Here is a 12,797-nt window from a genome sequence, read left to right as displayed (position 1 = left end):
AGGGGCGTTCATTTATCGCCCTAACCAGGGTAGAGGATTAACCGCTTGTCCCTGGCGGCGTATTTCGAAATAAAGCGAAGGTGTTCCCTGACCACCACTGTTGCCAACCAAGGCGACAGGTTGCCCTGCTTTAACCTGTTCTCCAATATTGACCAGTGCACTCTGATTATAACCGTACAGACTCATATCACCTTTACCGTGTTCAACCACCACGACCAGCCCGTAGCCTTGCAGCCAATCTGCCAGTAAGACGCGTCCATCAGCAATCGCTTTGACTTCACTGCCTTCGGCGGCGGCAATAACCATACCTTTCCAGCGTAATTCTCCTTGCAAGGCTTCACCAAAACGGTGGGATAAATGACCATGCACAGGCCAGATAGCTTGCCCATTGGGTTGACCAAGGCCACCGGTCCTTGCCATAAGCGAGCGCTCGCTTTCGCTGGGTGTATATTTGCTGCCGCTTTTCTCTGCCTGCTGTTTTTTGGTTTTTATTTGCGCTCGCACTCGAGCAGCTTCTTGCTCTTCCCGTTTAGCGCGTGCCTTGGCTCTACGTTCAGCTTTGACTATTTTATTGCGTAACCGCTTTTCATTTAATTTTAACTCAGCCAAACTTTGTTGATCTTTTTTTAGTGAGGCTTCCAACGACGTTAGGGTTTGTTTACGTGCTGTACGGGTGTACTCCAATTTTTGCTGTTGGTTCTTTTGTTTATTTAAGAGGACGCTTTGTTGATTCTGTTTTTGTAGCAAACTACTTTTTTGTTCTTTCAGACTCGTGCTAATTTGTTGTAGTTTGCTAATTGAGGTTTCTCGCGCTTGATTAATATAGTTAAAATAGGCGAGAATGCGTTCATTGCGTTGACTTTTTTCACCGTTTAATATTATCCGTAACCCACTGTTTTTCCCTTGCTTAAAGGCGGTATTAAGCTGTTTGGCAAGAAGATGTTGTTGTGTGGCTTGCTGATTTTTGAGGTCATCGATGGATATCGTGATATCAGCAATATTTTTATCGAGTTGTTTGAGTGTGGATTGTGTTTCACGCAGTGTACGGCTAACTAGCGCGATGCTGTTTTCTTGTTGTTTCAGTCGCCCCAATAATGTATTGCGCTGCTGTTCTTGCTGTTTAACACTTTTTTCTTTTTCTTCAATACCTTGTTGAAGTGTCTTCAGTTGGTTTTTACTGTCGATAGTTTTATTAGGCATTGTTTTATCAGCGGTATGACCAGTTATTGGCAATAGGCTAAGGTAAAAAATGCTAGCACAGAACATAAGGGAAAGACATAGTGTAAAACGGTTAGCTTGTTGTTTAGTAAGTACTTTATTTCCCTTGGCGCTTGCATGCTCCATAATTATTGATAAAGAAAATAATATCTTATTAATCATAATGCTAAATTATTCCATGATAAGTAGCCGTTTACCCGTTATTTTGCAGGTGTTTGAACAATTTCCTCTAAGTTTAACAGGATTTAATGGTATCCAAGATATTCTGCTGCCAACATTGCCTGGAACCTATCAAACACAGCGATTTTTTGTATGCGATAACGGCAGTAAAGGCGCATGTTGAGTGCATTTTTGAAGCAGTATCGGCGAATACAACAGAGTTCGAACAGGCTTCAGATAGAGGGTAGTCATCAAAGTAACACTTTGTCGAATGGAACATATTTTGGCGAGTTTCCTCTCAGTTTTTGCATTTGCATTGGCTTACTGGCTGTATTTACTACAGCACGCAGGTATACTCTGCGGTCTTAAATTCTGTGATTTAAATATTAGACCTCTTGCATAGCCTGCTGCGTGGTGTGAATTCGGCGTTACGTGGTACTCGCAATCTTCATGTACTCGTATGTTAACGGAGGTTGACGTGTGCGCTTTGACTTCACATAACGAACGACGGTTCTGCAAGAAATCTGTTGCCTCTTAGCCCACGGGAGTTTTTACCTCAATGTTACAAGAAATGACGCAATTTATTGGTCAACATCCTATTTTAAGTCTGGCTTGGGTAGCGCTGCTGGGTGCTGTAATTATCATCATGCTTAAAAGTTGTTTTTCTAATGTTAAAGAGACGACCCGTAGTGAGATAATACGATTGCTTAATAAAGAAAATGCTACTGTGGTTGATATCCGTAGCCGTGAAGATTACCGTAAAGGTCATATTGCTAATTCGATCAATATAAGTCCAAGCGATATAAAAAATGGCAATTTGGCTGAGTTAAAAAAGCGTAAGGCGCGGCCTGTTGTTGTGGTTTGTGCCACGGGTACGACGGCTGGCAGTGTGGCTGGTGATCTAAATAAGGCGGGTTTTGAACGTGTTTTTATCCTAAAAGAGGGGATATCGGGTTGGAATCGAGAAAATTTGCCTCTGGTATGGCTCAAATCAAAAAAATAGGGTAAGTGGAAGGCAGGGTGAAAATTTGCGTTATTACTGTAACGAGGTGACACCGGTATCTTGACGGCGATTGCCATCTTTCAGAAATGTTTAACTTAAGGGTGTTTATATAAATGTCAGCACAAGGCAAGACAGATATGGTGTTCCATATCCAACGGATTTACACCAAGGATATTTCTTTCGAAGTCCTCCATGCGCCGCAGATTTTTCAGCAAGAGTGGTTGCCGACAGTGAGTATTGATCTTGATACGCATTACGAAAAATTATCGTCATCAGAGCAAGTATCATCATCAGAGAATGAGTTGTTTGAAGTGATGTTGCGTATCACAGTGAAAGCAACTCTGGATGAAGCGGCGAAAAAAGTAGACAACAACACAGGCAAGCAAGACAAAAATCAAGAAGAGAAAGAAGAAGATGGAAAAACCGCTTTTGTCTGTGAAGTTGAGCAAGCAGGTATTTTTTCCATCGGAGGGACTAACAGTGATTCACTGGAGCTTTGTTTGCGTGCTTATTGCCCGAATATACTGTTTCCTTATGTGCGTGAATGTATCACGAGTCTGGTTGCTCGCGGGACCTTTCCTCCACTGTATTTGGCGCCGGTTAACTTTGATGCCTTGTATATGGATTTCCTGGCACAGAAAGCGGAAAGCAAAAAAGCTAAAGGCCAAAATTCTGAATCCCATCAGGATGCTTGATGAATACGAATGATATTTCAATGACGGTTATTGGTGCCGGATCTTACGGCACCGCGTTAGCGATAGCTTTGGCACGTAATGGTCACAAGGTGGTGCTATGGGGACGTAACACCCCCCATATTCAGGAACTACAACGCGTTCGCTATAATCAGACTCTGTTGCCTGATGTTTCCTTTCCCAAAAATTTGCTACTAGAAAGTAATTTGGCTCAGGCGCTTGCTGGCAGTCGTAATGTATTGGTTGTGGTTCCCAGTCACTGTTTTAAAAATGTGCTAAAGCAATTACAACCCCATTTACATGCTGATGCGCGTATTGTATGGGCGAGTAAAGGATTAGAAACTGAAAGGGGGTGTTTATTGCAGCAAGTGGCGCAGGAGGTTGTCGGTAAGTCTGTGCCTTTGGCGATTATTTCCGGCCCTACTTTTGCGAAAGAGCTGGCTGCTGGGCTACCGACGGCGATTACACTGGCTTCTAAAGATGACGGCTTTCGTCAGGATTTGGAGCGGTTATTCCATTGTGGGAAGAGCCTCCTTGTATACAGCAGTACTGATGTCATTGGAGTACAGCTTGGTGGCGTGGTAAAAAACGTGATAGCTATCGGGGCGGGTATATCTGATGGTCTTGGTTTTGGAGCCAATGCGCGTGCTGCCCTGATCACTAGAGGTCTAACTGAAATGAGCCATTTAGGTATTGCTTTGGGGGCTGATGCGGCTACATTTATGGGTATGGCTGGGCTAGGCGATTTAGTGCTAACTTGCACGGATAATCAATCCCGTAACCGTCGTTTTGGCATTGAGATCGGTCAAGGTTGTAGTGTACAGCAAGCACAGACAAAAATTGGTCAGTTGGTTGAAGGATATCGTAATACTCAGGAAGTATCGGTTTTGGCAAAACGTTATGCTGTCAGGATGCCAATTACTGAACAAATTTATCAAGTATTATATTGTGATAAAAAAGCGAGTGAGGCTGCGTCTACCTTGTTAGAGGGTTGTTAAATCTCGAACAGGTTTTGTTGATAAAAATCTTCTTCCTGAAAGGATACATCCTGAGAGCTAAAATAATGTTGGCAAAAGAGTTAAAACAGTTATGGAGCAGTATTCAATTAGAAGCGCAAGCACTCTGTAATAATGAACCTATGCTAACTGATTTTTTTCATGAAACATTACTCAAGCATGAAAGTCTGGCGGATGCGTTAAGTCATATGTTGATTAAAAGATTAGCCGATCTTCATATGAGGCCTAGCATAATGGGTACAGTAATAGAAGATGCGTATTGCGCCCTCATCTTGTTATTTCTGCTGCCAGAGATATTCTCGCTGTTCGTTTACGTGATCCTGCTGTTGATCAATATTCAACGGCATTGCTTTATCTAAAAGGTTTTCATGCTTTACAGATTTATCGCGTCGCTCATTGGCTCTGGTTGCAGGATCGAAAGGCACTGGCGATATATTTACAAAACCAGGTTTCACTGATCTTTAATGTCGATATTCATCCTGCAGCAACCGTTGGTTGCGGCATTATGTTGGATCATGCCACTGGTATTGTAATTGGTGAAACTGCGGTAGTGGAAAATGATGTTTCTATTATGCAATCAGTGACATTAGGGGGAACGGGTAAAATGGGCGGAGATCGTCATCCGAAAATCCGTGAGGGGGTGATGATTGGTGCTGGGGCGAAGATCCTGGGTAATATTGAGGTAGGAGTAGGCGCTAAAATTGGTGCGGGTTCTATCGTGCTCCAGTCTGTTCCAGCACATACGACCGCTGCGGGTGTACCTGCTCGTGTTGTCGGAAAACCGGCAAGTGAAAAACCTTCATTTGACATGGATCAATATTTTAATAATCTTGGATAGCTTATCTGAATACGGTAATGAGGGTATTCCATCCATTAGGTAACTTTTGCATTTTGCATAAAATTGGTGTAGGTTAAACCGACAGTAGCGCATGGTCGCATTGGTACCCTTCTTCCAACTATGAGGTTCCGGTTAATAGCCGGAGCCTTTGTTTTTATTATCTTGCCTTAGCTTGTTATCTATAGCGGGTTGTCCAGCCAGGTTATGCAAGAAGTCTATTTTATTCGTCGACATAAATGGGTTGATCTCTATCAGCTCATTAAGTCTATTTTTTGAAAATTTCCCTCCAACGAAGCACCGTCATTTTTTAGGAGACGTGACGATGAGCATATTGAGTAAAAAGATTAAGGAGATGATCGTCACCGGAGCCAGCGCATCGATACTTTTGACGGCTTTTTTAAACGAATGTGAAGGTGATAAACTTCATGCTTATCAGGATAGCAGCGGTATTTGGACTATTTGTCAAGGTGTCACTACTGGTGTTTACGAAGGTATGACACTGACTAAAGCTCAATGTGCGATCAGAAACAAAGTAGAGGCAGAAAAAGCGCTAGCACTTGTCGAACACTATATTGAAGTGCCGTTGACTGAGCCACAGAAAGCCGGTGTGGCTTCTTTTTGTGCCTATAACATTGGGATTGGTCGCTGTCGCCAGTCCGCTTTTTTTCGCAAGTTAAATAGCGGTGATCGTCAGGGTGCTTGTGCTGAAATGAAACGCTGGATATTCGATGGCGGCAGAGATTGTCGTATCCGATCGAACAATTGCTACGGACAAATTATACGTCGTCAACAGGAGAAAGAATTATGTATGGTCGATTAATGATTTTATTTATCACCGTGTTAATTGGGTTGCTCTTTTATTACCACGGACGGTATCTTCAGCAAGAAAAATACTATCAAGGAAGAATGGCAGAAAAAGACACAACCATTACCACTTTGAATGGAGAACTTACCACTAGCAGAAAAAATCTTATAAAACTGAAAAAGTTGCAGGAAACTGTTGCTGCCACAGATAAAAAATACACTGAGGAGTTAGCCTATGCCAAAGCCAATATCGATAGCCTACGTGTTGCTCTTGCTCATGGCAATAAGCGGTTGCGTCTCAACGCCAGCTGCGATATGTCCAAAACCACCACCGCCACCGGCGTGGATGATGCTCCCCGCGCCCGACTTACTGACGCCTCTCAATGGGATTATCTCAATCTCAGAACCAACATAGCCATAGCGACGACCCAGATTGCCGGATTACAGAGTTATATCAATAACTTATGTTTAGCTAAATCACCCCCAAAAAACTAACTACTCTCCGCGCATAATTATCCTTGCATGGTTTTATCAAATAAAATTTGATGGGACAGTCCTGTTACGGCAACAGAGTTCTGATATGCTACTGGCTATTGTCTTTAGATCAATTCAAGGAATTAGGATGAGCCGAAAATCTTCTGAGCAGAGCATTCCTGATCTGTTGCGATCACAGGTTATTGAGATACTCACCCGCTTTGTTCATCCGACGCTGAAAAAAGATCTGGGTAAGCTAAATGCTGTACATCATTGCGCTTTGCTCGATAATACGTTGCATATCGAACTGATCATGCCTTTTGTCTGGGTTTCTGCTTTTGCAGCGTTGCAAAAAGAAACCAATAAGAAACTATTGAAAGTGATCGGTGCTAAGGCCATCGACTGGAAGCTTTTACATGATATTAAGAGATTACGTCCACTTAACAAGCAGGCAAACATACAAGGCGTGCGCAATATTTTAGCGGTCAGCTCCGGTAAAGGTGGCGTTGGCAAATCCAGTATTGCAGTCAATTTGGCGTTAGCGTTGGCAAAAGAGGGTGCTAAGGTGGGCATTTTGGATGCAGATATCTATGGTCCATCAGTGCCTAATATGTTGGGGACTATGGGTAAACGACCGACTTCGCCTGATGGTAAACATATGGAGCCGGTTATGGCATATGGGCTGGCAACCAATTCCATTGGTTATTTAGCGAACGATGAAAATGCGATGGTTTGGCGTGGTCCAATGGCGAGTAAAGCGCTAATACAGATGTTGCAAGATACCTTGTGGCCTGATTTAGATTATCTAGTTGTCGATATGCCGCCCGGCACTGGTGATATTCAACTGACGCTGGCACAGCACATTCCGGTCACTGGCGCATTGGTGGTGACTACGCCGCAGGATATTGCATTGATCGATGCACGGAAGGGTATTGTAATGTTTAAAAAGGTGGAAGTACCTGTATTAGGCATTATCGAAAATATGAGTGTGCATATTTGTAGTAACTGCAATCATTCAGAAGCGATCTTTGGCAGTGGTGGGGCAAAAAAACTGGCAGAACAATATGACTGTGAACTGCTGGGTCAAATACCCCTGCATATTGCTTTACGTGAGGATTTAGATTGTGGCGAACCGACGGTGATCCGTCATCCAGGCAGTGATTTTAGCGATATTTATTGTCAATTAGCTTCTCGAGTGGCGGCTGAAACGTACTGGTGTTGTAGTGAGGAGATACTACCAGATATCCCCTTTCGAGCCTTGTGATTATCCCTTCATCATTCACGACTAAATTAAATGAGAATTTGCAATGAGACTCTGTGATCGTGATATAGAAGCCTGGCTGGACAATGGCACGTTGGCGATTACTCCACGTCCGCCAGTTGAGCGTATTAATGGTGCTACTGTTGATGTCAGTTTGGGCAACCAGTTCCGTGTTTTCTGTGGCCATACCGCTCCTTTTATCGATTTAAGTGGCCCCAAAGAGAACATCAGCGCTGCATTGGAGCTGGTAATGAGTGACGAAATTATTTTAGCGGAAGGAGAAGCTTTCTTTTTGCATCCTGGTGAGCTAGCGCTGGCGGTAACGTTGGAATCGGTAACGCTACCGGATAATTTGGTTGGTTGGCTTGACGGTCGTTCATCTTTAGCACGTTTAGGATTGATGGTTCATGTTACCGCGCACCGTATCGATCCCGGTTGGCAAGGTACTATCGTCTTGGAGTTCTATAATTCAGGTAAGTTGCCGCTGGCACTGCGCCCGGGGATGTTAATTGGCGCGCTAAGTTTTGAGCCGCTTTCTGGTTCTGCCGCTCGTCCCTATAATAGCCGACAAAACGCTAAATACCGCGATCAACAGGGTGCTGTTGCTAGCCGTATCGATAAAGATTGATTTAGAACTTATTCGAAGTCGTCGTAAGCGACGCTCTAAACAAGAGGACGTCATGAGAAGACTACTGACAACGTTGGTTATTTTGTTAGCTGTGCTGGTGGCGGGTATGACTACATTGGTGCTGCTGGTAAATCCTAATGATTTTCGAGCCTACATGGTTAAACAGGTCGCTAGAAAAAGCGGCTATCAGCTTAATTTTGATGGTGATCTGCGTTGGCATGTCTGGCCGCAATTTAGCATTATTGCTGGCAGAATGACATTAACCGTTCCTGGTGCACCCACACCTGTGGTGAGTGCAGAAAATATGCGTTTGGATGTTAAACTATGGCCGTTATTATTTCATCGACTCGAGATCGAAGAAATAATGTTAAAAAGGGCTGTGATCAGTTTAACCCCTGAAAGTCAACCTCTTGATATTCCGGTAGCTGTTGTTAACAGTCGTAGTCCCACTAACGGTAGCAGCGCTTGGGCGTTGGATATTCGTACGGTAAAACTGGTTGATAGTTTGCTTATCTGGCAGAAAATTAACGATGATCAAATCAATATACGCAGCCTTAATCTCGACCTGGTACAAAATAAACCTCGTCAACTAACGGTATCAATTTCCAGCCAGGTGAACCGTAATCAACGAGATTTGACCTTCTCTCTAGGTGCTGATCTCGATTTACGAGATTATCCACAGCAAATTAATGCTAATGTTAATCAGTTTACTTACCGGCTAGAAGGTGCTGATATTCCAGTGATAGGGATCAGTGGAGAAGGAAATACGCAAGCCAGCTACCAGGCTGCTTCTCGACGTTTAGCGTTAAATCAGCTGCAGGTACAGGTTAACAATAACCTGTTCACTGGAAATGCGAGTGCCACGTTAGACGACATTCCTGACTATTTGATAAAATTAACAGCAAAAGACATCAATCTTGATAGCATCGAGGGCTGGCAACCACCACAAGATAAGCGCCAAACAACGGCTGAATATCGGGTGATAACAGCACCGGTTATCGCCAATCAGGATGAAGATATACGGCAGGGTTTACAAAAATTGCGTGATTTTAACGCCCACTTGACCTTGAATGCTGACACTCTGGTTTATCGTGGGATAAAAATAAATCAACTGGAATTGGCGGCGGAAAATAAGCGAGGTAACTTAGTAATACAACGATTATTGGGTCATGCACTCAATGGCAATTTTTCCATATTGGGTACGGCTAACGTCATCGGTAATAGAATGCAACTTGCTATTGAACCTGTAGTCAATCATATGGAGCTCGCACCGATATTGAGTGCATTTGGGCTACCGCCGTTGTTGAGTGGTGCCGGTTCCATGAAGGGGGAATTATCAGGTGATGGCTTGAATATGGAGGCTTTTAGCCGGCGTTGGCAAGGTTATGTAAAATTTGGCATGGAAAAAGCGCAATTTCATGGCATCAATATACAGCAACTTATCCAACAGGCGGTGACCAATAGCACCAGTGAAGTGAGCGGGAAAGATGATTATGTTACTGATACTTCGATACAGAAATTGCGAGCTGATCTCACGTTGCATCAAGGGATATTGAAAGTGAGTAACCTCAGTGGTGATTCAGCATTACTTGCTCTTAAGGGGAAGGCTATGATTGATTTACCGATGCAACAATGTGATATCAACTTAAATGTACGGGTGATACAAGATTGGAGAGGAAACTCAGATTTTATCAGGATATTACAAAATACTGAGATACCTCTGCGTATTTATGGTTCCTGGCAGCAATTAAAATATAAATTGGATGTGGAATCATTATTGCGTGATGAGCTAAGGCAAAAAGCCAAAGAAGCATTCGACGGCTGGGTTGAACGCAATATAATCGAAGGTAATAGACCTCTTGTGCAACCGTAGATAGTGGCGTGACGGTTTTACAAGAAGTCCACTGAGTTATGATATGTTATTTTGATTAATGTTAAGCGAAGTGATTTTTACTTTATTGATACGGTGGCTACTGACTTCCAGTGATTCAAACAGATAATTACCGATTTGTAATTGTTCTCCGGTTTGAGGAACCCGTTGACTATATTCCATCAGTAAACCCGCTAAAGTGTGATATTCGCGTTTTTCATCAATAGGGAGTGGTAGATGCAATACTAAATCTTCGAGCGGCATATAGCCATTGGCAATCCAGCTGCCGTCTTCCATTTGTTGGATATCGTGGCGTGCATCCGTTACTTCCCCCGCGACGGGTAGATTACCTGCGATAGTCTCCATCAGATCAGTTAATGTCACCACCCCTTCAATGGTACCAAATTCATCGACGACAAAAGCAAAATGTGTTTGAGCTTGACGAAATTGCTCCAGAGCCATTAACAGTGAAGCTTGTTCGGGAAAAATCAAAGGCTGGTGGATCAGGGCACGTAGATCCAGGGATTCTTTTTCTAATTGCTGTTTCAATAGGTCAATGACATGGATCACGCCTAATGGTTCGTCTGTCGTACTGTCCTCGGTCACTACCAGGCGAGTATGCAGATTTTTTGTTAATAGCTGAGTCAATTTTTCAGGTGGATCATTGAGATCCAGGTACTCCACATCATGACGGGAAGTCATAACACTGTTGACGGTACGCTGTGCTAACCCCAGGACTCGCTCAATCATCCGTCTTTCCTGTTGATTGAACACTTCCTGACCTTCACGGGTATTGTCGGCAATCAGATTGGCTGTATGATTATCCAGTTCTGCTTCTTCATGTTTGCCACTTAACATACGTAACACTGCTGCTGCGGTACGTTCTCGTAGTGGTCGTACAGTAGAAAGAAAGCGACGGCGATTAAATTGGGCAAATTGATTGAGGGATTCAATCACGACGGAAAAACCTATTGCGGCGTACAGATAGCCTTTCGGAATAAGATAACCAAAGCCTTCGGCGAGTAGGCTGAAACCAATGGTTAACAAAAAACTCAGACAGAGAATAACAATGGTGGGGTGTGCGTTGATAAAACTGGTCAACGGTTTACTGGCCAGCAGCATCACACCGATGGAAATGACCACTGCTGCCATCATAACGGCGAGGTGATTGACCATACCGATAGCGGTGATCACAGAATCTAATGAAAAAATGGCGTCAAGCACCACGATTTGTGCGATAACAGGCCAAAAACGCGCACTTTTATCTTGACCAGGTTGTTGGTGATCCTTCCCTTCTAAACGAGCATTCAGTTCGACAGTGGCTTTAAAAAGCAAAAATATCCCACCGATTAACATAATCAGATCACGAGCACTAAACTGATGAGCATAAAGTGTTATCAGTGGTGTCGTCAGGCTCGCTATCCATGAGATACCCGTCAGTAACAATAATCGCATCAAGAGTGCACAGACCAACCCGCTAACACGCGCCTTATCCCGTAGATGAGACGGCAGTTTTTCTGCCAAAATAGCAATAAATATTAGGTTATCAATACCTAATACAATTTCGAGCACCACCAGAGTTGCCAAGCCTGCCCAAATAGTTGGATCCAGGATCCATTCCATAGGTTTCGTTATACCTTTTCGTCACGGCTTATACCGTAGCCAGAATAATGGGTACTGATGAGATAAAATTCAACTAGCAATCAAGGATATTGATCCATTAATAAAGCTATCTAGCATGTCATTCTGTAATCAAATTGGTAATAATGATGATTTTTTATTCAATATTAGGCGAATAAATCATCAGTAGATTTCTTATGAGTGAGCGACCTGGATGCTATATTACGTTAGCGATCCTCAACCTGTGTTAAAGAAGCAAGGCTTGGATTACAATTCAATTGATAAGGTCTATCATCATCAAGGTTAGAAGAAAATGAGAAAAAGATGGAAAGCGGTTATCCCGGTGGCAGGTCTTGGCACGCGTATGCTACCGGCAACCAAGGCGATCCCAAAAGAAATGTTGCCGATTGTTGATAAACCGTTAATTCAATATATTGTCAATGAATGTGGTGCTGCCGGTGTAAAAGATGTTGTCTTTGTTACCCACTCATCAAAAAATGCCATAGAAAACCATTTTGATACTTCTTTCGAATTAGAAACCCTGTTAGAGAGGCGAGTCAAACGTCAATTATTAAAAGAAATCAAAGAGATCTGTCCGCATGACGTTAACATTATGCACGTACGTCAAGGGCAAGCACAGGGATTAGGGCATGCGATACTCTGTGCTAAGCCAATAATCGGAGAGGTTCCTTTTATTGTTCTGCTGCCAGATGTCTTACTCGATGATAAGCTAGCAGATCTTAAGCGCGAAAATCTGTTTTGTATGATTGAAAAATTTGAACATACGGGTCGCAGTCAAATTATGGTAGAACCGGTGCCAGCAGAGGATGTGTCTAAATACGGCATTGCCAGTATTGATGGTGTGGATTTATTACCAGGGAAGAGCGCAGTCATCACCAATATCGTTGAAAAACCTGCTGTAAATAAAGCACCGTCAAATTTGGCAGTGGTAGGGCGTTATGTTCTTGCGGCAGATATCTGGTCATTACTGGAAAAAACCCCGCATGGAATTGGGGGGGAAATTCAGTTAACCGATGCTATAGCCATGCTGATAAAACAGCAGTCAGTTGAGGCATTTCATATGACCGGTAAATCATACGATTGTGGTGATAAACTGGGTTATATGAAAACCTTTGTCAGCTATGGTAGGCGTCATGAGACCGAGGGTGAGGCATTCTCGGCTTGGTTAAAACAGCTTTAGAAAGGAGTTTTTG

At 43.2% G+C, this 12,797-nt stretch carries 12 protein-coding genes and 1 pseudogene; 11 read left to right on the top strand and 2 right to left on the bottom strand.

All coding sequences use genetic code 11. From position 1 onward, the window contains the following. Nucleotides 1-12 precede the first annotated feature (12 nt). Nucleotides 13-1,344: a murein hydrolase activator EnvC gene (gene envC, locus AAHH42_RS13765; RefSeq protein ID WP_425286337.1), complete on the bottom strand. Its 1,332-nt coding sequence runs from the start codon at nucleotides 1,342-1,344 to the stop codon at nucleotides 13-15. Between envC and AAHH42_RS13760 the strand changes: the two genes are divergently transcribed. From AAHH42_RS13760 to asmA, 10 genes and pseudogenes are all read left to right on the top strand, one after another. Further along, nucleotides 1,250-1,561, top strand: coding sequence for a hypothetical protein (locus AAHH42_RS13760; RefSeq protein WP_240313847.1), 312 nt, complete (start codon nucleotides 1,250-1,252; stop codon nucleotides 1,559-1,561). The two genes, envC and AAHH42_RS13760, sit on opposite strands and share 95 nt — an antisense overlap. A gap of 375 nt (nucleotides 1,562-1,936) precedes the next feature. After that, nucleotides 1,937-2,380 carry a rhodanese-like domain-containing protein gene (locus AAHH42_RS13755; protein ID WP_119797273.1) on the top strand — a complete coding sequence of 148 codons (444 nt, stop codon included), beginning with the start codon at nucleotides 1,937-1,939 and terminating at the stop codon, nucleotides 2,378-2,380. 113 nt (nucleotides 2,381-2,493) lie between these two features. Continuing rightward, on the top strand, nucleotides 2,494-3,075 hold the full coding sequence (locus AAHH42_RS13750; protein WP_119797272.1) for a protein-export chaperone SecB: 582 nt from the start codon (nucleotides 2,494-2,496) through the stop codon (nucleotides 3,073-3,075). Next, nucleotides 3,075-4,070, top strand: a complete 996-nt coding sequence (gene gpsA, locus AAHH42_RS13745) for an NAD(P)H-dependent glycerol-3-phosphate dehydrogenase (RefSeq protein WP_119963744.1) — start codon at nucleotides 3,075-3,077, stop codon at nucleotides 4,068-4,070. The genes AAHH42_RS13750 and gpsA overlap by 1 nt, the downstream gene beginning before the upstream one ends. Before the next feature lie 65 nt (nucleotides 4,071-4,135). Continuing rightward, a pseudogene (gene cysE / locus AAHH42_RS13740) lies at nucleotides 4,136-4,926 on the top strand (serine O-acetyltransferase). A 322-nt stretch (nucleotides 4,927-5,248) separates the two neighbouring features. Further along, nucleotides 5,249-5,746 (top strand): lysozyme, encoded by a 498-nt coding sequence (locus AAHH42_RS13735; protein WP_342221377.1) that lies wholly within the window; start codon nucleotides 5,249-5,251, stop codon nucleotides 5,744-5,746. Next, the gene (locus tag AAHH42_RS13730) at nucleotides 5,731-6,225 is read left to right on the top strand and encodes a lysis protein (protein WP_342221376.1); all 495 of its coding nucleotides are present in this window, start codon (nucleotides 5,731-5,733) and stop codon (nucleotides 6,223-6,225) included. Before AAHH42_RS13735 ends, AAHH42_RS13730 begins: the two co-directional genes overlap by 16 nt. Before the next feature lie 127 nt (nucleotides 6,226-6,352). Next, nucleotides 6,353-7,468 carry an iron-sulfur cluster carrier protein ApbC gene (gene apbC / locus AAHH42_RS13725; RefSeq protein WP_342221375.1) on the top strand — a complete coding sequence of 372 codons (1,116 nt, stop codon included), beginning with the start codon at nucleotides 6,353-6,355 and terminating at the stop codon, nucleotides 7,466-7,468. A gap of 43 nt (nucleotides 7,469-7,511) precedes the next feature. Next, nucleotides 7,512-8,093, top strand: a complete 582-nt coding sequence (gene dcd, locus AAHH42_RS13720) for a dCTP deaminase (RefSeq protein WP_119797267.1) — start codon at nucleotides 7,512-7,514, stop codon at nucleotides 8,091-8,093. Between the two features lie 52 nt (nucleotides 8,094-8,145). Then, a complete protein-coding gene (gene asmA, locus AAHH42_RS13715) occupies nucleotides 8,146-9,966 on the top strand; it encodes an outer membrane assembly protein AsmA (RefSeq protein ID WP_342221374.1) in 1,821 nt (606 codons plus the stop codon). A gap of 36 nt (nucleotides 9,967-10,002) precedes the next feature. Here the strand turns inward: asmA and AAHH42_RS13710 are convergent, their stop codons facing one another. Next, nucleotides 10,003-11,586, bottom strand: coding sequence for a TerC family protein (locus tag AAHH42_RS13710; RefSeq protein ID WP_342221373.1), 1,584 nt, complete (start codon nucleotides 11,584-11,586; stop codon nucleotides 10,003-10,005). A gap of 310 nt (nucleotides 11,587-11,896) precedes the next feature. Here AAHH42_RS13710 and galU point away from each other — a divergent pair, with 310 nt between their 5' ends. Continuing rightward, nucleotides 11,897-12,784, top strand: a complete 888-nt coding sequence (gene galU / locus AAHH42_RS13705) for a UTP--glucose-1-phosphate uridylyltransferase GalU (protein WP_119963750.1) — start codon at nucleotides 11,897-11,899, stop codon at nucleotides 12,782-12,784. The last annotated feature ends 13 nt before the right edge of the window (nucleotides 12,785-12,797 follow it).

It is taken from the genome of Candidatus Fukatsuia endosymbiont of Tuberolachnus salignus, from assembly GCF_964030845.1.
Taxonomy (GTDB): Bacteria; Pseudomonadota; Gammaproteobacteria; order Enterobacterales; family Enterobacteriaceae; genus Fukatsuia; species Fukatsuia symbiotica.
This window is presented reverse-complemented; position numbering and strand designations above follow the sequence as displayed.

What these genes read in the sequence shown, in the direction of transcription:
- AAHH42_RS13760 (WP_240313847.1), top strand. Translation starts at nt 1,250, where the DNA reads ATGCTAGCACAGAACATAAGGGAAAGACATAGTGTAAAACGGTTAGCT.
- envC (WP_425286337.1), bottom strand. Translation starts at nt 1,344, where the DNA reads ATGGAGCATGCAAGCGCCAAGGGAAATAAAGTACTTACTAAACAACAA.
- AAHH42_RS13755 (WP_119797273.1), top strand. Translation starts at nt 1,937, where the DNA reads ATGTTACAAGAAATGACGCAATTTATTGGTCAACATCCTATTTTAAGT.
- AAHH42_RS13750 (WP_119797272.1), top strand. Translation starts at nt 2,494, where the DNA reads ATGTCAGCACAAGGCAAGACAGATATGGTGTTCCATATCCAACGGATT.
- gpsA (WP_119963744.1), top strand. Translation starts at nt 3,075, where the DNA reads ATGAATACGAATGATATTTCAATGACGGTTATTGGTGCCGGATCTTAC.
- AAHH42_RS13735 (WP_342221377.1), top strand. Translation starts at nt 5,249, where the DNA reads ATGAGCATATTGAGTAAAAAGATTAAGGAGATGATCGTCACCGGAGCC.
- AAHH42_RS13730 (WP_342221376.1), top strand. Translation starts at nt 5,731, where the DNA reads ATGTATGGTCGATTAATGATTTTATTTATCACCGTGTTAATTGGGTTG.
- apbC (WP_342221375.1), top strand. Translation starts at nt 6,353, where the DNA reads ATGAGCCGAAAATCTTCTGAGCAGAGCATTCCTGATCTGTTGCGATCA.
- dcd (WP_119797267.1), top strand. Translation starts at nt 7,512, where the DNA reads ATGAGACTCTGTGATCGTGATATAGAAGCCTGGCTGGACAATGGCACG.
- asmA (WP_342221374.1), top strand. Translation starts at nt 8,146, where the DNA reads ATGAGAAGACTACTGACAACGTTGGTTATTTTGTTAGCTGTGCTGGTG.
- AAHH42_RS13710 (WP_342221373.1), bottom strand. Translation starts at nt 11,586, where the DNA reads ATGGAATGGATCCTGGATCCAACTATTTGGGCAGGCTTGGCAACTCTG.
- galU (WP_119963750.1), top strand. Translation starts at nt 11,897, where the DNA reads ATGAGAAAAAGATGGAAAGCGGTTATCCCGGTGGCAGGTCTTGGCACG.